This is a genomic window from Achromobacter sp. K91 (assembly GCF_003576205.1).
Taxonomy (GTDB): domain Bacteria; phylum Pseudomonadota; class Gammaproteobacteria; order Burkholderiales; family Burkholderiaceae_B; genus Achromobacter; species Achromobacter aegrifaciens.
Genome location: NZ_QWFB01000030.1, coordinates 230,933 through 249,927, shown reverse-complemented (window position 1 = coordinate 249,927; position 18,995 = coordinate 230,933). Strand labels below are relative to the sequence as shown.

Annotated in this window: 11 protein-coding genes and 1 tRNA gene; 4 read left to right on the top strand and 8 right to left on the bottom strand. The window is 66.4% G+C overall.

Features of this window, described 5'->3' with window-relative positions:
- Positions 1-4 precede the first annotated feature (4 nt).
- Together DXK93_RS12745 and DXK93_RS12740 are read right to left on the bottom strand one after the other, a co-directional pair.
- Positions 5-3,031: a filamentous hemagglutinin N-terminal domain-containing protein gene (locus DXK93_RS12745; protein WP_119450215.1), complete on the bottom strand. Its 3,027-nt coding sequence runs from the start codon at positions 3,029-3,031 to the stop codon at positions 5-7.
- 80 nt (positions 3,032-3,111) lie between these two features.
- The gene (locus DXK93_RS12740; RefSeq protein WP_119450214.1) at positions 3,112-4,800 is read right to left on the bottom strand and encodes a ShlB/FhaC/HecB family hemolysin secretion/activation protein; all 1,689 of its coding nucleotides are present in this window, start codon (positions 4,798-4,800) and stop codon (positions 3,112-3,114) included.
- A gap of 343 nt (positions 4,801-5,143) precedes the next feature.
- Between DXK93_RS12740 and DXK93_RS12735 the strand changes: the two genes are divergently transcribed.
- Together DXK93_RS12735 and DXK93_RS12730 are read left to right on the top strand one after the other, a co-directional pair.
- On the top strand, positions 5,144-5,875 hold the full coding sequence (locus DXK93_RS12735) for a response regulator (RefSeq protein ID WP_306650739.1): 732 nt from the start codon (positions 5,144-5,146) through the stop codon (positions 5,873-5,875).
- Positions 5,876-6,097: 222 nt separating this feature from the next.
- Positions 6,098-9,481 carry an ATP-binding protein gene (locus tag DXK93_RS12730; RefSeq protein ID WP_147400239.1) on the top strand — a complete coding sequence of 1,128 codons (3,384 nt, stop codon included), beginning with the start codon at positions 6,098-6,100 and terminating at the stop codon, positions 9,479-9,481.
- A gap of 22 nt (positions 9,482-9,503) precedes the next feature.
- On the opposite strand, the gene DXK93_RS12725 is transcribed toward DXK93_RS12730, so the two are convergent.
- Complete coding sequence (locus DXK93_RS12725) at positions 9,504-11,030, bottom strand: sulfatase-like hydrolase/transferase (RefSeq protein ID WP_054457698.1); 1,527 nt, start codon at positions 11,028-11,030, stop codon at positions 9,504-9,506.
- Positions 11,027-12,007 (bottom strand): tripartite tricarboxylate transporter substrate binding protein, encoded by a 981-nt coding sequence (locus tag DXK93_RS12720; RefSeq protein WP_158598557.1) that lies wholly within the window; start codon positions 12,005-12,007, stop codon positions 11,027-11,029. The genes DXK93_RS12725 and DXK93_RS12720 overlap by 4 nt, the downstream gene beginning before the upstream one ends.
- Before the next feature lie 124 nt (positions 12,008-12,131).
- Here DXK93_RS12720 and DXK93_RS12715 point away from each other — a divergent pair, with 124 nt between their 5' ends.
- Entirely contained in the window at positions 12,132-13,097 is a 966-nt protein-coding gene (locus tag DXK93_RS12715; RefSeq protein ID WP_119450211.1) for a LysR family transcriptional regulator, read from the top strand.
- Between the two features lie 39 nt (positions 13,098-13,136).
- On the opposite strand, the gene DXK93_RS12710 is transcribed toward DXK93_RS12715, so the two are convergent.
- From DXK93_RS12710 to DXK93_RS12695, 4 genes are all read right to left on the bottom strand, one after another.
- On the bottom strand, positions 13,137-15,275 hold the full coding sequence (locus tag DXK93_RS12710; RefSeq protein ID WP_119450210.1) for a LamG-like jellyroll fold domain-containing protein: 2,139 nt from the start codon (positions 15,273-15,275) through the stop codon (positions 13,137-13,139).
- 160 nt (positions 15,276-15,435) lie between these two features.
- A tRNA-Pro gene (locus DXK93_RS12705) sits at positions 15,436-15,512 on the bottom strand.
- A 158-nt stretch (positions 15,513-15,670) separates the two neighbouring features.
- Positions 15,671-16,636 carry an octaprenyl diphosphate synthase gene (ispB, locus tag DXK93_RS12700; protein WP_054457702.1) on the bottom strand — a complete coding sequence of 322 codons (966 nt, stop codon included), beginning with the start codon at positions 16,634-16,636 and terminating at the stop codon, positions 15,671-15,673.
- A gap of 196 nt (positions 16,637-16,832) precedes the next feature.
- Entirely contained in the window at positions 16,833-17,996 is a 1,164-nt protein-coding gene (locus DXK93_RS12695) for a fumarylacetoacetate hydrolase family protein (protein WP_119450209.1), read from the bottom strand.
- A 104-nt stretch (positions 17,997-18,100) separates the two neighbouring features.
- Between DXK93_RS12695 and DXK93_RS12690 the strand changes: the two genes are divergently transcribed.
- Positions 18,101-18,859, top strand: coding sequence for an IclR family transcriptional regulator (locus DXK93_RS12690; RefSeq protein WP_119450208.1), 759 nt, complete (start codon positions 18,101-18,103; stop codon positions 18,857-18,859).
- Positions 18,860-18,995 lie beyond the last annotated feature (136 nt).

The following is an 18,995-nucleotide window of genomic DNA, read 5'->3' as shown; positions in this document are numbered from 1 at the left end:
TCGATCAACGCTCGACAATCCCGTAGTTCAAGCCCACCGGCGGCACCAGGGATGCCAGCCCCAACGTGCTGTTGGCGCGCAGCACGCCGTAGTTCGCGCCGGCCAGGCCGCCGTAGGTATGCTGAAGGGAGTTCACGAAATTCACCTTGCCGCTCGCGCTGGAATAGGAGATTTCGCCCTGGTTCAACCCAGCAATGCCCCCCAGCAGGGCGCGGCTCGCGCCACCCACTTCGCCCGAGGAAGAGGACTGCCGGATCTCACCCATGTCGCCGTTCTCTCCCACCACGCCACCGGCACGGCTGTTGACGCCGCCGTAGACATTGCCATTGGCCATCGCCGAAACGATCAGGCCCTGATTGGCGCCGACCAGCCCCCCGACCGCACTGCCCTGCCCCGCTGTCACGTTGCCGCTGGCGTTGACCGTGCCCAGCGTGCCGGTGTTGTAGCCGACCAGTCCCCCGCTGTACCCATAGTGTCCGCCAGCAACCTTGCCGCGGGCGACCGAGGCTTCTATCGTGCCGCTGTTATAGCCGGCCAAACCGCCCGCCCGGCCTCCATTCCGGTTGTAGCCGGCCTTGACCTCGCCACCCGCCTCCGCCGTATCGATGCGTCCATCGTTGGCGCCGACCAGGCCGCCCACATTGACGCCATAGGCGGCCGTCACATCGCCTGCGGCCTTGACGTCCAGCAGCAAGCCGCCGTCGCTGTTGCGCCCTGCGAAGCCGCCGGTGGAGCCGCCGCCCTCGGCACTGACGCCACCTTCGGCGGCCGAGCCTGAAATGGCTCCGCTATTCAACCCCACCAGGCCGCCGGTGTATGCATCGCTGCCGTTCTGCACCCGTCCGGTCGCAAGCGAGCGTTCGATGTCGCCGCCCAGATTGCTGCCCACCAGCCCGCCCACATTGTGGCCAGCTCCCGTGGCCTGCGTGCTCGCATGACTGGAGGCATCCGCGATCAGGCCGCGGTTCACGCCAACCAGACCGCCCATGCCGCCCAGCTCATCGCGCTGCATCGCTCCCGATACGACATTGCGCGAGACGCTGCGCGTAATGACGCCGCGGCTCGTCGCGGAATTCAGGTTTTCACCTGCCAGCCCGCCTATGGCGATCGTGTGCGAACCTGCATATACGCTGCCTGCGACGGTGGCGCGGTCGATACTGCCGCCGGCGTTGGTGCCCACCAGGCCGCCCACCACGTTACGGTGATACGAACTGCCCTTCACGTGCATCCCGGACGTGGACACGTTGACGATCTGGCCCGAGTTGCGGCCCACCAGCGCGCCCACCGACATGGATGCCGCGCCGGTGGCAGGCGCATTGACAGCCATCGATGCCAGGTTGACATTGCTGATGCTGCCGGACGAGGCGGCGAACAAGCCCACGTTGGGACCGGCGCCGCTGACCGAATAGCCGCTGAGCGTATTGCCCAGACCGTCGAAGACGCCTGAAAAGATGCCATGCGGACCGCCTATGGCCTGGATCGAGCCGCGTCCGCTCAGGTTGTTGCCCAGCACGTACAGGCCGCTCAGGTTGCGGTCGATGTCCTGCAGTTGGGCGAGGTTCTGGATCACCGCGTAACGCTGGCCATGGGCGCTGAACGATGCGCCTGCGCCGGACAGCGTGATCACCGCCCCTTCGCCCAGCACATGACCTCCCGGCGCCTGCAAGGACAAGGCGCCATTGATGCCGGTAATGGCAGTCTTGCCGTTAAGCGCGATTTCCCCGCCGGCGGACAGGGCGATGGCGGCGTTCTGGCCGGTTGCGGCCAGGTCTGCGTTGACCGCGATATCACCCGCCGCAACCAAGCCTAGCGTGTTGCCGCTGTGCCACGCGATCGGGCCATTGAACGCGACGTCGCCCGCAGCGCCTTCCAGCACGATGTTGGTGGCCGCGAGATTGCTGGCGACGGTGTCCGCGTGCACCGTGACGTTTGCCGCAGTGGCGTTTTCGCCCACCGTCACCCCTGCCGACGCGATGCGCCAGGTGCCGCTATCGCCGTTCAAGGCCCGCGTGTCGACCTCAGTGCCAAGCCGCACGGCCACCTGCTGCCCCCGCATCTCCACCTCGCCGCCGTTGCCTGGCGAGGCAAGCGCGCTGGCATTCAGCTTGCCCGCAGCCACCACCACACCGGCGCCGCCGCCGTCCAACGTAATCTTGCCGCCTTGACCCTGCAGCGTCTTCGCTTCGATGATGCCCTGGCTGTTGACCACCGTGCGCAAGGCCGCTCCCGCGGCGCTGGCCGTCATCAGGACCTGCCCGCCGTCGGCGCTCAGCATGCCGCCATTCTCGGCCAGGGCGGACAGCGCGGCGCCATCCATCCGCAAATCGAGCAAGCCGTTGCCGTCGAAGTTCACAGTGAACTCTGCGCCGGCTGCCAGCGCGATCCGCCCCAGCCGCGCCTGGATCACACCCTGATTGCTGACCTTGGCGCCCAGCAGCGCGACGCTGCCGCGGTCGCGCGCGGCAATCACGCCCTGGTTCAATACGGAGGCCTCCGATGGCCCGGCGAAGCGATAGTTGCCCGCGTTGAAATCGGCGTCGGAAAGCTGCTTGGTCGACGCTACCAGTCCGCCCACGTTGACCTCCGCGCCCCTGCCGAAGACGATGCCGTTGGGGTTGACGAGGAAAACCTGGCCATTTGCGTCCATGCGTCCCAGGATCGAACTGGGCGACAGGCCGTTCACCCGGTTCAGCGCGATGGATCCGGCGCCAGGCTGGTTGAAGGCGACACGTTCGTCGGCGCCGATACTGAAGCTGTTCCAATCGATGATCAGCTTTTGCGTGTGCTGATTGATCGACACCTGTTTCTGGTCCAGCGTGGTGTGGATATCGCCTATGCCATTGCCGGCCGCGATCGTCCCTCCCGTCGGTGCAGCATGCGCGCCAGACAGGCCCGCCAGCCCGATCAGGGCCAGCGCGGCAACGCGACTACGCCTGCCGCCGCCGCATTTTCCATGGCGGCGCGCAGACTCGCGCGCCACGCTCCAACTTTGTCTGGCCTCGTTCCATACCAATGCATATGTCTTGTTCATGATTACCTCGCGAGAATGGCGCATCCGCCGCCACGGCAGACTGCGCCGGTTGAGAAAACTGCGCGCGTGATGCGCCTGCGTCAGAAGTAGCGCGACGCCTGGAACCACAAGCGGGGCTCGCGGTCCGCTTCCGTCGCGGGTAGCTGCCGGCCCAGCGGCCAGGCGATGCTCAGGTTCACCTGATGGTTGGCGCCGTACTGCGTGATGCCGAATCCCGCCGCACTCAGGTCGTTGCGGTTGCCTTCGCGCGTCCAGCGCTGTTTGCTCAAGCGCACGCTGCCGCGGTCCGCAAAGGCGCTCGCCTGCCACCCGGGAGCCATTTGGTAACGCAATTCGACGCCGGCCAGCCAGCCCTCGTCGCCGCTGGCCGCGCCCAGCGGATAGGCGCGTACGCCATAGGGTCCGCCCAGGCTGAATTTCTCGGAACTGTCCAGGTTCTTCGACGCCCATTGCGCGTCCAGCCGCGCATACAGCTGCAGGCGGCCCACGAGCTGCTGCAGTCGGCTGGCCGAAAGATTGGTCTTGGCGAACCCGCCCGCAGTGCGCACGGTCAGACGGTCCTCGCGCTCGGCTTGCGAATCGCCCAGGCGCAGTCGGCCGCGGCCATGCGACAGCTGCAAGATGGTCCTTCCGCCGCCGAGCCATCCGTCCTCGCTGCTGCCGGCCAGGGCCACGGTCCATAGCCCGATACGCTTGCTGCTGCTTACGTCGAAGAGATCCATGCTGTCGACCAGACGCTTGCGCTCGTGCTGCAATTGCAGGCGCAAGCTGGCGCGGCGCGTGCGCACCAAGGGCTGCTGGATGAACACGGTCGACACGTCGGCGCGGCCGTGCGCACCCAGGGGTTCGAAACGCCTGCGGAGTTCGTACCGCATGCTGGACATGCCAATGCCGACGCGCGTGGACCAGGAGCCAAGGGGAAGCTGATAGCCGGCGTTGTAGTAGCGCTGACCGCCATCGCTCCCCAACAGTCGCAGATTGAGCTGGTCGCCCAGGCGCAGGGGGTTGTTGACGCCGATGCTTCCGCTCAGCCGGTATTCGCCGGTGTAGTAGCCGCCAAAATTGTCCGCGTCCACGCTGCCGAAGACGAGCGGCCCCGCTTCGGCATCCACCAGCAGGCTGGTGGTGCCGGTTTCGGCGCCGGGCCGCAGCGTTCCCTTCACCGCCACGCCGGGCAGCTCGCTGAGCAACAGCAGCGCGCGCTCCAGCTCACGGGCCTGCACTGCATCCCCCGGACGCAGGGCGGAGAGAGGCTGTTCCAGCACAGCATCGCGGATCCGCGAGCGGTTCCGCAGACCGATCTCGCCATAGCTGCCCTCCAGCACGGCGATGCGCAGGACGCCCGCATCGATGTCTTGCGGCGGCAGGTAGGCGCGCGCCAGCACATAACCCCGATCATGGTAGTAAGCGGTGACGCGATCAGCGGCCAGGCGCAAATCCGGAAACGTCAGCGCCGTGCCCGCCAGATCGGCCAGCAGCGCCCGCAGCGCCGCCTCGTCAACGGCGCGGTTGCCTTCGAAGCGGAACTCAAGCACCTTGACGGCGGGGCCTGTGGCCGCTTCGCCGGACGCGGCTGCGGGTGGCTGCGGTTCGGGCAATTGCACCTCCGGAGCCGTGCCACCCGGGGGCATGGCGGGCAAGACCGATTGCAGGTCGCGCATGGCGCGCCCCGCATCCAGGATCTGCGCCCGCGAGACGTCCGCACACAACGCCATGACCAGCCCGGCGGCCAGCGCAGCCATCCGATGGCGCGCGTTCTCCCCTGTCATCTCCCGCCCCCTGCTCTCTGCCTTTTTTCACGGGAAGCGTTTGCCCCCGGGCCGGCTGCCGCTCCTGCCAAGCCGGGCGATTCTCGTCCTGCCGGCAGAATACGGAGCGGACGGGAGTGGAACTGTGGGAAGACTACGAAATCGGAGTCGTACTACTACGATTCGGCAGTCGCCTGCCGCGGAGTTGGGGGTGGCGGCGGCTGCGACGAGCGCCGCACTTTAGTACTCCTCCTATTCTTTGGCGAGGACGCCGTCGGTAATATGGCGGCACGCGGCATCGCCACAGCAGCCGCGCACATACAGCGTTTCAAACGCCTGCTTGCGAAACTTGGCGGCAATCGCCATGGACGCACGGCAGTTCCGCAGCAGGCTCTGGATGAACGGGGAAAGAAACATGTCACACGGCCGCATCCGCGTCATCATTGCCGACGACCATCCCATCGTCTCCCTGGGCGTGAGCCACGAGCTCGCGCGAGATCCGGCCATCGAAGTGATCGGCTGCGCCAGGAACTCCACGGACCTGGTGGCCCTGCTTGAAACTCAACCGTGCGACGCGGTGGTCTCGGACTACGCGATGCCGGGCGGCAAGCACGGCGACGGGCTGGGGCTCATCGGATTTTTGCGGCGGCGCTTCCCGGCGCTGCGAGTGGCCGTGCTCACCATGGTCGAGCATCCCACGCTGCTGCGGGCGCTGCTGGCCGAAAAGAACCTGTGCATCCTCAGCAAGGCAGATTCAACGCGCCATATCGCCGAAGCGATACACGCGATGAGCCGCGGCCGGACCTACTATTCGCCGACGGTGAAGGACATGATCATCCGCGAATCCCTCTCGCCGCAACAGCCGCGGTTGACGCGGCGAGAGGCAGAGATCATCCGTCTGTTTTGCGCGGGCGCAACCATCACCGAGATATCGCGTATTTCCAGCCGCAGCGTGCAGACGGTCAGCTCACAGAAGCGCAGCGCGATGAGGAAGCTGGGCATCGAACGCGACGCGGACCTGGTCCGGTACGGCTGCGCCGCCCTGCCGATGGCCGATATGACGCCACCCGACGTGAAGGGCGAGAAAGCGGCCTGAGTCTCCGGCGGTACCAGTGCTTGCCCCTTGTTCAATGTCGACACGCTGGACGCGACCAGACCCGAGTGGCAGCCGCTTGATCCATGTCAAAGCCGCTGGCAAGCCTTTGCGCCAAACGGGCCGGAATAATGTTCAAGTAGCTGCGCCCGCCCCCAGAAACCCGCAGCGCCCGCCTATCCGAGACGGCATGCCGGCGCCGCCTGACACCCATCCTCCCGCGCCTTGATTCGACTACGCCACCGCCTGAGCCCCTCGCGGCTCGACACCGTGACGCGCTTTCGCCGCTATCAGCGCTGGCAGAGCCTGGGCGGCGGCGTGCTGATCACGGTCGCGGTGCTGCTGACCTTCGCCCTGGAAGCCAAGACCACCGCCGAAAAATATCTGGAATACGTGCGCCAATCGTTCGTGGCCGAACACGCCGTGCTCATGAAGGAAATCTATACGCGCGAGAACGCCTTCCGCATCAGCCTGGCAAGCGCGGAGCTGATGTGGCGGGAAGCGGCGCCCTTTGACGCGGCCCAGATCGCAAAGTACCGCAGCCGGGGCGAAGAACTGCTGGTGGAGGCCGACGAGGATTCCCGCTCTCAATGGATATTGGGTTCGGGCGGCGGCCGGGTGACGAACGCTGCGACAGGAAAGTTCTTCAATCTGGCCGAGCAGATCGGACGCGTTCCCTCAGGCGGGCCCGCGGCCCATGACAACTCGCTGGCCTCGTTCTTCTTTGGGGTCAATGGCAGCATCGCCGGCCTGGTCCCTGCCCCCGAAGCAGCGGTCCGCCAGAGGATCCTGGCGGACCGCGACCGCTACCTCGCCCTGCTGACCGGCGAAGTCAGCCGGCGCATGCTGATCGCAACCGATGCCGGCACCGACACATGGCGCTCCTTGCGCTGGATCCCTCCCGTCGCTAATCCGATCACGGGCAAGCAGGTCTTCCGCATCGGTGGAACCATACTGGACAAGGGCGTGCCGGTCGCCGTGCTGGTGACGGAGTATTCCCCCCTGCAACCCGGCGCCTCGCAGGCGGCAAACCGGCAGGCGGGCGACTTCGCCATCATGTCCGCCAGCGGCCAACTCATCGCTGCGTCGCCGGGCGGCAGTGCCGGCGACGCGCAGGAAACCGCTCCGGCCGCCGACCTCGCCGACATCCCTGCCGGAACGCGCCAGGAAAGAACGCGCTCTGGCCAGTTCTCGATTTCAGAAGGATTGGGCCCGACGGGCTGGGTGCTGGTCTTCACGCTGGACTGGAGCAGCATCGTCAATGCCATCAGCGCACAGCTGACCACGCCCGCGACCATGACCGCAACCACGCTGGCGTTGATATGGGCGCTGCTGCTCTACTTCGAGCTGCGCGTGGTCCGGCCCTTGATGAACCGTTCCAGGCTGGCGCTGGAGAGCGAGCATCTCAACCGCACGCTCATCGAGACGGCTCCCGTGGGCCTGGGTCTGATCGACGCTGCCAGCGGCAGTCCGCTGTTGCACAGCCCGGCCATGGAGAAGATGACCGCGCGCGTGGGCGTGGGAAAATTCAGCCTTTCGGCAGAGCTGGCCAATCGTTATCGGCGGCGCGCCGGCACGGCCGCAGGCAGGCGCGATACGGATGTGGTGGAGGAAGACCTCTCGTTCGTTGCCTGCGATGGCACTCCCGTCACCTTGTCGGTCAGCATGGCAGGCGCGCGCTACCGCGGATCTAACGTGGTCGTGGCTGCGTTCATCGACGTCACCGAAAAATATCAGCTAGCCCACCGCCTGCGTGAAGCCAAGGCCGCCGCGGACCGCGGCAATGCCGCCAAGTCGGCCTTCCTGGCGGCGATGAGCCATGAAATACGCACGCCGCTGCACGCCATCCTGGGACACCTTGAGCTGCTCTCGCGCTCGCGCCTGGCGCCAATCCAGCGCAATCATCTCGAAACCGTGCGGGTGTCGTCGGGACTGCTGCTGGCCACGATCAGCGACGTGCTGGACTTCTCCAAGATCGAGGCCGGCGAACTGAGCCTGGAGCAGACGGAGTTCGACCTGCTCGAAGTCGCCTCGCACGCCCTATCCATGTTCGCGCCCCAGGCCCAGGCCAAAGGACTGGCCTTGCTCGGCGATCTGGGCGCTGCGCTCAGGCAGCCCATGCGAGGGGATGCCACCCGACTGGGACAAGTGATCCACAACCTGCTCTCCAATGCCATCAAGTTCACCGACCACGGCAAGGTGGTGCTGCGTACCCGCACCGACGCGGCCCGCATCGCCGTCGAGGTGGAGGACACCGGCATGGGCATGACGGAAGGACAGACTCGGAGTGTCTTTCGCGCTTTCAGCCAGGCTGACGCGACCATAGGCCGGCGCTATGGCGGCACGGGCCTGGGGCTGACCCTGTGTTGCCGGTTGGTCGAGGCAATGGGCGGCTCCCTGTCCGTGCGCAGCGAACCTGGAAGCGGCAGCCTGTTCGCGTTCTCCTTGCCGCTGGGCATCGAAAACACCGAGGCCGACAGGCCATGGTTCGCCGGCGAGCAGGTGTTGCTGCTGGCCGCGCGCGACAACTGCCGTCACGGCCTGGAAGCCGTCCTGCGAACCTGGGGACTGCGCGTCAACGCCCGCCGCCATCCATCCGAACTGGACGAGGACACGCTGGACGAAGCGACGGTCCTCATCATCTGGGGCGACAAGACGGACTGGCAGCCGGAGGACGAAGACAGGTTGCTGGACCAATCTTCATGGGTGATCGATTGCGGCATGCTTGGACCCGCCACGCCGCAGGACACGGGACGCAAGCTCAGCGTTTCGATGTACGGACTGCATGGCCTGGCCTCGGCCTTGCGGCATGTGCTGCAGGACGCGCCCCTGTCCACCGCGGCCCCCGCGCCCGCGCCGCGGCATTCGACCCGCTTGTTGCGGGTGCTGGTGGCCGAAGACAACGCCGCCAACCGCGGCCTGTTCGAAGAACAGTTCAAGCTGCTGGGCTGCGAAGTCGATCTGGCGGAGGGAGGTGCGCAGGCTGGCGCACTGCTGGCAGCGCACCGCTATGACGTGCTGGTCACCGATCTCGCGATGCCCGGCATGGACGGCTACGCGCTGGCCCGACAGGCCCGATCCATGCGGCCGGACATGCCCGTCATCGCCGCCACGGCCTGCGTGACGAAACACGAGCGGCAGCGCTGCAATGAAGCCGGCATCGCGCGGGTGCTGACCAAACCTTTGCCGCTGGCCGAACTCGAACACGCCTTGCTGGACGTATGCGGGCAAGCCGGCCGCGGCCCGCAACAAGCACCGGCTGCGGCCGATAACGGTCCGCAAGCCTTGACCGGCGGGCGCGCCTTCCCCCCGGCGCTGCTGCGCACGCTGGAGCAATCTTGCGCGCAGTCCCTGGACACCATCAAACGCGCTGCCATCGACGAAGACAGCGGCAGCCTGCGCGGCGAACTGCACGCCTTGCGTGGCATGCTGGCCATTTTCCGCCTGCCCGCGCTGGCCGAACAGTGCGCTCAGCTCGATACTCGCCTGAACCAGCCAGGCGTGCGCGGGTCGGCGGACGCGGTGGCGCTCATCTGCGACGACGTGCTCGCCGCAGTGAAAAGCGCCCTGGGCAAGCCTGCTGGCCAGCCGACCACCGAACAGGCTTGACCGTCCGGTTTGCGCCGCACGTTCAAGCGATACCCGATGCCGGCACGCGCGCCGGCAACTGGTCCGCAGGCCGGGTTGCGAGCATGGCGGCCAGTTCCCGCCGTTTCGCGGCATGACCCGGATCGTCGAAGAGATTGTCCATCTCGTCCGGATCTTCGGCCAGGCAATACATCTCGCCCGCGCCGCTGCCCAGTTCAACGGTCAGCTTCCAGTCGCGCGTGCGCACAGTGCGCAGCTTCAGCTCCACGCCGCAGCGCGATGCCGCCACGTCCCATTCGCTCAAGGCGAACTCGCGGGTGGCGTCCCCGCCTTCCAGCAACGGACGCAAGCTGCGGCCGTGTTGCGGCCCCAGGGCCGATGCGCCGGCGTAGTCGCAGAAGGTCGCAGCAAGGTCCAGCGTGGAAACCGGGTCTTCCACCTTTCTCCCGGCCGCGATGCCGGGGCCGCTGGCCACCATGGCCACGCGCAGCAGGCCTTCATACGGCATGGGCCCCTTGAGCATCAGCCCGTGGTCGCCCAGCCATTCGCCATGATCCGAGGTGAAGATGACGATGGTGTCCTGATCCAGCCCGTACTCGCTCAGCGCCTTCATGATGCGCCCCACCTGATGGTCCACCAGCGAGATCATGCCGTAGTAGTTGGCGATGATCCGGCGCAGCGCCTCGTCTGATTGGGTCGGCATGCGCGAAAAATTCTGCCGTACCGCCTGCACTTCGGCATTGCCCATGGGCTTGCTTTCCATGCTGGCCCTGTGCCACCAGGGCCGGCGATCGTAGTCGGTGACGCGATGGCGCGGCAGATCGACCTCGTCGGGATGATGCAGGCGCGACCAGGGTTCGGGGCAATCAAAAGGGTGATGGGGATCGGGAAACGAAGCCCACAGGCAGAACGGCTGATTGCGATGCTCGCGCAAATAATCGATGGTGCGATCGCCGATCCAGGCGGAGTTGTGCCAGGCCGCCGGCAAAGCGGAATGGAAGGTCTGCGGCGCGCCGCTGGCCGGGCCCAGGTCGGTCTCATACAGCTGGTTGCGCAGTTCGCCCAACCCGTCGCCGTAGTGCCAGCGCGAATGATTCAGGCCGCCGGGCAAAGGCGTGGGCAGCCAATAGTTGTGGCCTTCCACCACCAGCTCCACATGCTTGAAGCCCATGTACGGCCCCGCCCAGCCCGGTCCCATGCCCGCCTCGCTGTACTGGCATTCGGGCCGTCCCGTGGCCTGGAAGGTGTGGTGCGTGGAGAAATGCGCCTTGCCGATGAAGCCCGTGTCGTAGCCGGCAGCGGCCAGGCTGCCGGCAAAGCCCGCCTCGCCGGTACGCAGGTCCAGGTCTATGCCGTTGTCGCAGACGCCATGCGTCAGCGGCAGCAGGCCGGTCAGCATGGAGGCGCGCGAAGGCTGGCAGACGACGTTGGGCGTGATGCAGGCCGCGAAATGCGTGCCAGTGCGCGCCAGCAGATCAATGTGCGGCGTCTTGACCCGGCGTCCCGCAAAGCCCAGGCAGTCGCCGCGATGCTGGTCGGTCGTGATGAGAAGAATGTTGGGGCGTTTCATTGCTGCTTGCTGGTGGCGGTCTTGATGTCGGAAAGCACGGGCGCGAGCACACGGATGTCATGGGCGATGCGTTCGCTCAAGCCCAGTCCGTCCTGGTCGCCCACGATCATGCCCTGGGCCTGCATCTTGTCCCGGACCTCGGGACTCTTCAGGACAGCGGCGACGGCGCGCTGCAAATCGGCCAGCACCGGAGCGGGCGTCTGCGCCGGCGCGAACAGTCCGAACCAGCTGTAGAACGTGAAGTCCTTCACTGCGTCCTTCACCATCGGCAGGTCGGGCGCGCCCGCGATGGGCGCGGCTCCCGCGTTGGCCAGCCCCTGCACCTTGCCGGCCTTGATCTGCGGCACGGCCGTGCTGGCGACGATGAACATCAGGTCGACCTGGCTGCCCATCACGCCGACAAAGCCCTGGGGCGCGGCCTTGTACGGCACGTGCTTGAGCGAGATGCCAGCGGCATGCTCGAACAACGCCATCGCCAGATGATGGGTGGAACCCGGACCGCCGCTGGCGTAGGTAATGGAGTCGGGCCGGGCGCGCGCCTGCTCCAGCAGTTCACGCAAGGACTTGAACGGCGCCGTGGGCGCCGCCACCAACACGTACTGCAGGGTCGCCAGCGTCGCGACGGGCGCGAAGTCCTCGGTACGATACGGCACGTCCTGCATCAGGTAAGGCACCGCCGTGAACGAGGCGTCCGGCCCCAGCAGCAGCGTGTAGCCGTCGGGCTTGGCGCGTGCCACCGCCTGGGAACCGATGACGCCGGCGCCACCGGCGCGGTTTTCCACGATGACCGGAACGTTCCATTGTTTGGACATTTCCGCAGCGACCAGACGCCCGACCACATCGGCCGCTCCGCCGGGCACCGAGGGCACGACCAGCGTGACGGGGCGGTCCGGATAAGCCGCGGCGGCCGCCTGGGGAACGGCCAGAGGTACGGCCAGACTCAGGGCGGCCAGGGCGCCGCGCACAAGTTTCAGCATGATTGTCTCCATCCCGCGGCTCGCCTCATTCGCGGGCGGCTCGCTGGCAATCATCATCGGCCAGCCCATCATTCCAGTCCAATGATATATTTTTCACTTTTCATATCAGAATTGATATGTAGAGATGAACCCTCCCGACACCATCGCTCCCCTGCAGCAAGACTGGTATCTGCGTGGCCGGCTGCGCCTGCGCCACCTGCAACTCATGCTATTGCTGGACGAAGTCCACAACGTCGGCGTGGCGGCGCAACGCATGGCCACCACCCAGCCAGCGGTGTCGCGCATGCTCGCGGAACTGGAGGACATGCTGGGCGCCCGGCTGTTCGACCGGACCCCGAAGGGCAGCTTCCCCACGCCCCATGGCGACTCCCTGATCCGTCACGCCCGCTGGGTGCTGGGTGACCTGGAACGCATGAGCGGCGAATGGTCCGCCGCGCCCGGCCTCGACGCGGAAACCATCCATGTCGGCGTCAACTCGGCGGCGGCGGCCTACCTGGTGCCGCGCGCGCTGCTGCGTTTCGAGCAACAGGCGGCCAATGTCAATGTGCTGGTGCGCGAGGGTTCACTGGAAGCGCTGATGCCAGACCTGCACACCCGCAAGCTGGACCTGCTGGTGGCGCGCATGGGCGCCGCCGTGCGCACGCCCGATACCCTGACGCAAGTGCTGTACGAAGAGCCGATGTGCGTATGCGCGCGCAGCGGACATCCGCTGGCGGACGTGGCCCAGGTCTCCTGGGCGCAACTGGCGGCCTATCCGTGGATCATGCCGCCGCGCGGCAGCCCGGCGCGCATCGGCCTGGACATGCTGCTGCAGCGTCACGGCCAGTACCCGCCGTCGCGCATCGAATCGGCCTCGGCCCTGAACAATATGATGCTGATGGCCAGCAGCGACCTGCTGTCGCTGCTGCCCCGTTGCGTCGCACGCCACCCGGCCGGCAGCGGCGGCGTTGCCGTTCTGGATATCGAGCTGCCTCCCGTATTCGGCCCGCTGGGCATCGTGCGGCACCACAGCCTGGATTTGTCGCCGCGGATGCGGGATTTGATCGAGTGCCTGCGGGCCGAGGCGGCTGACGCGGCGGCGCCACGCTGAACACCTGCGGGACGCGTCGCGCGCGTCCCGCATGACGCGCTAGCTCGCGCGGCGCGCGGTCAGCCATTGCGCGGGCTTGAGCGCCTTATCCACGATGCGTATCTCGCCGATGCTGCCGAAGAAGCCGTCGGCGCGTTCGCCGTCCCACGAACCCGCTCCGATCACCCAGGGCATGTCGGCGGCCAGCGTCGCCAGGCCCGGCGCATTGCTGACGTTGCGCAATACCGGCGCGCCCTCGATGTACAGAATGGTCTCGTGCGTGTCGGCGTCGTTGACCACCGCGACGTGGAACCATTTGTCCGCGATGATCTCGCCCGACCAGTTGGTCTTGCCGCCGCGCTCACCCGCCACGACCGGCACGATTTCCCACTGGATCTCGCGCAAGCTGGACACGGCGAAGATCAAGGGCGGGGATTCCGGGTCGCCGCCATTGAACCCGGCCAGATCGCCGCGCTTGCCGTCGCGCGTCATCACGTTCATCCAGGCGTGCTTCTGCGCGCTCCAGTCCCGGTCGATCTTCAGGAACGCCTCGACCGTGTAGCCGTTGGGCACCGTGGCGCCGTTGATCGCCGCAGTGGCTTCGGTGGTGAAGTAACTCATGCGCGCGGTGTTCTTATCGGTGTTCAGAAACCGCACTGAACCGGGCGCGGCGGACAGGTAATGGTGATCGTCCGACCACAGCAGGTCGCCTTCCTGCGCGCCCGCCACGCCGTCTATGTTGAGCGCCGCGCGGCGGATCGGATTCAGGCCGGTCAGATCCGCGACGGTCTCGCCCACCTTGACGGACAGGCCGGCCTGCCCGCCGAAGAAGCGCCAGTGCGCCAGCGTCCCCGCCACCAGCGGGTAGTCGTTGACGTCCGCGGCCGGCTTCTGTTCGACGGTCGTGGGATCCGTGTAGTTGGCCAGGATCAGCGCCGAAGCCTGTTCGACCAGCGAGGTATGCGAAGGCGCCGCCGCCTTGAACGTCTTGTTGAAGCCGGAGAAGCGGCTGGCGAAGTCCATCTTGATGGTGAACTGCTCGTTGGGCGCGGTCAGCACCGCCTGGTCAAATGCGTTGAGCGTGTCCTTGGGCTTCTGCGGCACCCAGGGCGAGAAAGACAGCACGCGGATCTCGTTGTTGCCCAGATCGAATTCGTACAGACGCATCAGGCCGTTGCCGCCCTGGTAGGCCATCTGGTAATCCACCACCATCTCCTCCACCGCGTTGCCATAGGCGTTGGTCTTGGTCAGGCGGGTGGCGCCATGGTAGTGGCCGTTGAGCGTCATGAAGATCTGATCGTTGTCGCGGATCAGCTTGTCCCACAGCATCTTGCCGTAGGGCACTTCCAGTGGGCTGACGCCATCCTTGTCGATATTCAGCAGCTGGTGGTTGATCAGAATGGCGGGCAGCGTGGGATTGGCGCGCAGCACCTGGTTGGCCCAGGCCAGCGCGTCATTCGATGCGCGCCAGGACAGCGACAGCACCAGGAACTTCTGCCCTTCGGCCTCGAACACGTGGTACTCGTGAAAGCCGCTGGCATCGCGGCCGCCGAAGGTGGCCTGCTGCTTGGCGCGCGTGACGCTGAAATGCTGCAGGTAGGGTTCCTTGGCCAGGTCGCGCTGCGCGTCGGTATTGGCCGACTGGCTGCTCTCGTCGACATAGTCGCGGTCGACGATCACGTCGTGGTTGCCCGCCAGGATCGAGTACGGCACCTTGGCGTCTTCCAGCACCTTCATCGCGGCGCTGGCCACCTTCCACTGGTCGGGCTTGCCCTGCTGGTCGACCACGTCACCCAGATGGACCAGGAAGGGAATGTTGAGCGCCTTGGCGTGCTCGGCCACCCAGCGCGTCTGCGCCTGGTAGGGCTCGCTGCCGTACTTGCGCATGAACTGCTGGTTCTCGGCGTCGGTCGCGTAGCGAGAATAGAACTGCGTATCCGGCAGCACCGCCAGCGCAAAGCTCGACACCAGGGCCGGCTGAGGCTTGCCCGTGCCGCCATCGCCGTCATCATCATCGTCATCGTCGCCGCCGCCATTGCAGCCGCTGAGCAGGAAACTGCCGCCCATGGGCAACAGCGTCACGCCCAAGCCGGCGCGCAGCAAGCTGCGCCGCCGGTTGTCGGGCGCCTGCGGCAAGGCATCCGGCGCCTGCTCCACGATCTGCGTATCACCCTGGCCGTGCTTGCTGTCCTTCGTCATCTCTGCTGCCTGTTCGAAAAAGGCGGGAGTCTAGAGACGCGGAATGACGGCGGGATGACTGAATCCGACACGCAAATGCAAAAAAGCCGGCAACGCTTGCGCGATACCGGCTTTCAGCCAAAGGCGTCGGGAAACACCTTCATGAATTCGACCACATGAGTGGTCGGGGCGAGAGGATTCGAACCTCCGACTCCTGCGTCCCGAACGCAGTACTCTACCAGGCTGAGCTACGCCCCGAGTCTTAGTACAACTCTTACTACTACTGACTTCGCTGCGCTCAGTGCAACCAAATCATCTTTCGCTTTCACTATCAACCGCCACGTTTCAGGCCACCGGGCTTTCCCATCCGGGTTTTCCCAACACCTGGGTTGCCCCAGATTTTTCGCCTAATTCGCTTAGCGATCTCTGTTCACCGCGAAAGCGCAGAATTCTAACAGAGATTTTTGAAAAGGGGAAATGGGGTAAGCAGAAAGTGCTTTTCGGGCCAGATCCGCTTCGGCCACGGCGGCCTGGCGGGCGTGTTCCAGGGCATCGGTAGCCTGGATGGCGGCGGCCACGGCGGCGAAGTCGGCGTCGCCGGTCTTGATGGCATCGCGGATCAATTGCTGCTGTTCCGGCGTGCCCACTTCCATCACGCGGATCAGCGGCAGCGTGGGCTTGCCCTCGCGCAAGTCGTCGCCCACGTTCTTGCCCAGGGCGGCGGCGTCGCCGCTGTAGTCCAGCACGTCATCCACCAACTGGAAGGCGGTGCCCACGTGGCGGCCATAGGCGGCCGCGGCGGCTTCCTGCTCGGGGGTGGCGCCCGCCAGCACGGCGCCCACCTGGGCGGCGGCCTCGAACAGCTTGGCGGTCTTGTAGCGCACCACTTGCAGATAGCGCTCCTGCGAGACGTCCGGATCATGCACGTTCAGCAGTTGCAGCACCTCGCCCTCGGCGATCACCGTGGTGGCTTCGGACAGGATGCTCATGACGCGCATCGAGTTCGCTTCCACCATCATCTCGAAGGAGCGCGAATACAGGTAGTCGCCCACCAGCACGCTGGCGGCGTTACCGAAGACCGCGTTGGCGGTTTCACGCCCGCGGCGCAGGTCGGATTCGTCGACCACGTCGTCGTGCAGCAGGGTCGCGGTGTGGATGAACTCAACCACGGCGGCCAGCAGCTGGTGGTGCGTGCCCTCGTAGCCCAGCGCGCGCGCCACCATCAGTACCATGGCCGGGCGCATGCGCTTGCCGCCCGCGCCTATGATGTAGTCGCCGATCGTGCGGATCAGGACCACCTCGGAATTCAGCCGCTCGCGGATGACCGCGTCGACGGCTTTCATATCGTCTGCAATGGGGGCAACAAGCTCGGGGAGATTCAAGACGTATCCGGGAGAGTGAAACGAGCCGCGGCGTGAACGCGCGCCGGCTCTTACCGCTGGGCCCGCCGCAGACGGCGGGAGGATTCGACCAAGGATTATACGGGGAGTGACGGACACGAGCCGTCATCCTGGCGGAATCGCCGGGCAGGGGTGACGCCCCGGAGCGCGCCCCTGCCCGGCGCCGTCCTGCGGCGGATCAGGCGCCTTGCCTCGGCAGGCCGCGCGCGGCCAGGCTGGCGTAAAGTGCGCGCACCCCGAAGGTCCAGGGCTCAATCTCGGTGGCCAGACGCACTTCGTTGACCAGCGCGCCCAGGCGCTCGGACGCGATCACGACGCGGTCGCCCAGCTTGTGGGTGAAGCCGGTGCCCGGGCCCATGCGGTCCTGGGTGGGCGAGAACATGGTACCCAGGAACAGCATGAAGCCGTCCGGGTACTGATGATGCTTGCCGCAAGCCTGGCGCGCCAGGTCCAGCGGATCGCGGCTGATCTCGCGCATGTGGCTCACGCCGTCCAGCACGAAGCCGTCCAGGCCCTCGATGCGCAAGGACACATCGGCCTGGCGCACGCTGTCCAGGCTGAAGTCCCCGTCAAACAGGCGAATGAAGGGACCGATGGCGCAAGAGCCGTTGTTGTCCTTGGCCTTGGTCAGCAACAAGGCGCTGCGGCCTTCGATGTCGCGCAGGTTGACGTCGTTGCCCAACGTGGCGCCGACGACCTCGCCGCGACTGTCCACCGCCAGCACGATCTCGGGTTCGGGATTGTTCCAGCGGGATTCGGGCAGCACGCCGATATGCGCACCCGTCCCCACCGACGCCATGGGCGGCGCCTTGGAGAAAATCTCGGCATCCGGGCCTATGCCGACCTCCAGGTATTGCGACCACTGGCCGCGCTCGGTCAGCTCGGCCTTCAGTTTGGCAGCTTCGGGCGAGCCCGGCCGCAGGCGGGACAGGTCCGAGCCGATCAGCGCCTGCATGCGGACGCGGATTTCCTCGGCGCGGCTGGCATCGCCGCCGGCCTCTTCCTCGATCATGCGTTCCAGCAGGCTGATGGCGAAGGTGACGCCCGCCGCCTTGACGGGCTGCAAGTCGCAAGGCGCCAGCAGGCGCAAGCCCTCCCGGCCTGCCAGGCTGGCTGCCATCAGGGCATGCACATCGCCCAGCGACTCGCCGGCGACGCTGGCGGCGAGCGCCACGCGGTCGGGACGGTCCAGCAGGTCCGCCATGGTGGACGCGGCCGCCGTGATGTCGATCACCTCGCCGCGGCGCACCGCCACGACGCTGGGACCATGCCCCGGCCTCCACACCCGCCCCACCAGCAACGCCTGTTCCAGATCGACGGGCAGCGCCTTTGCTTGGTCCATGAGTCTCCTCGCCTTGTTCGAATGATGTGCGGGGCAGTCTAGGAGACTTCCATTATCATGTCCAACATCATGAATTTATGTCCAATATGTTGGACAAATAGAGCATGGCAACCGTACACGACGTCCCCGCCATCCGCCGCACGCACGACATCCTGCAAGTGCTGGCCAGCCGCAACACGCCGGTCAAGGCATCCGAGCTGGCTGAATCCTGCCAGCTCGCCCGCAGCACCCTCTATCTGCTGCTGGATTGCCTGGAACAGCGCCGCTGGATCGAGCGCCGTGATGGCGGCTACGTCATCGGCATCGAACTGATGGCGCTGGGCCATGCCTATCTGCGCCAGGACGGGCTGCAGGCGGCGTTCCAGGCGGCCGCGGGCGCTTTCGTGGCGCGGCACAACGAAGTGGTGCAACTGGCGACGCTGGATGGCTTCGACGTGGTCTACCTGGCCCGCGAAGACGCGCGCCGCCCGGTGCGACTGGTGTCGGACCTGGGCTTGCGCCTGCCGGCGCACGCCTGCGCGCTGGGCAAGGCGTTGCTGGCCAGCCTGCCGCCCGAAGACCTGGCCGCCCGCGTGCCGGATACGCTGCCGCGCGTCACCGAGCGCAGCCTCGCCACCCGCGCCGCGCTCGATCAGGAACTGGCCCAGGTGCGCAGCACAGGCCTCGCGCAGGATCTGGAGGAAGTGGCGACAGGCCTGGTCTGCTATGCCGCCTACGTGGGCATGACGCCGCAGGGCAAGCGAGTGGCCGTCAGCACGTCGATCCCCACCGACCGGCTGGACGAGACGCACCGCCATGACGTCATTGCGGGCATCCGCCTCGTGGCGCGGGACATCGCCCTGCGGGTGATCCCCGGCGCTTGAAGCGCGCATGCGACACCTAAGCCCTTAGCCTGCAACGGCTTTTTGACTTTCTGAAAGTCCCGGGCTAATATTCCGGATTCGGTCAGCAATGCCCGAATTACGTCGGTTGCATTTGCGTCACCCCTCTGGGTGCCAA

What these genes read in the sequence shown, in the direction of transcription:
- DXK93_RS12745 (WP_119450215.1), bottom strand. Translation starts at nt 3,031, where the DNA reads ATGAACAAGACATATGCATTGGTATGGAACGAGGCCAGACAAAGTTGG.
- DXK93_RS12740 (WP_119450214.1), bottom strand. Translation starts at nt 4,800, where the DNA reads ATGACAGGGGAGAACGCGCGCCATCGGATGGCTGCGCTGGCCGCCGGG.
- DXK93_RS12735 (WP_306650739.1), top strand. Translation starts at nt 5,144, where the DNA reads ATGGACGCACGGCAGTTCCGCAGCAGGCTCTGGATGAACGGGGAAAGA.
- DXK93_RS12725 (WP_054457698.1), bottom strand. Translation starts at nt 11,030, where the DNA reads ATGAAACGCCCCAACATTCTTCTCATCACGACCGACCAGCATCGCGGC.
- DXK93_RS12720 (WP_158598557.1), bottom strand. Translation starts at nt 12,007, where the DNA reads ATGCTGAAACTTGTGCGCGGCGCCCTGGCCGCCCTGAGTCTGGCCGTA.
- DXK93_RS12715 (WP_119450211.1), top strand. Translation starts at nt 12,132, where the DNA reads ATGAACCCTCCCGACACCATCGCTCCCCTGCAGCAAGACTGGTATCTG.
- DXK93_RS12710 (WP_119450210.1), bottom strand. Translation starts at nt 15,275, where the DNA reads ATGACGAAGGACAGCAAGCACGGCCAGGGTGATACGCAGATCGTGGAG.
- DXK93_RS12695 (WP_119450209.1), bottom strand. Translation starts at nt 17,996, where the DNA reads ATGGACCAAGCAAAGGCGCTGCCCGTCGATCTGGAACAGGCGTTGCTG.
- DXK93_RS12690 (WP_119450208.1), top strand. Translation starts at nt 18,101, where the DNA reads ATGGCAACCGTACACGACGTCCCCGCCATCCGCCGCACGCACGACATC.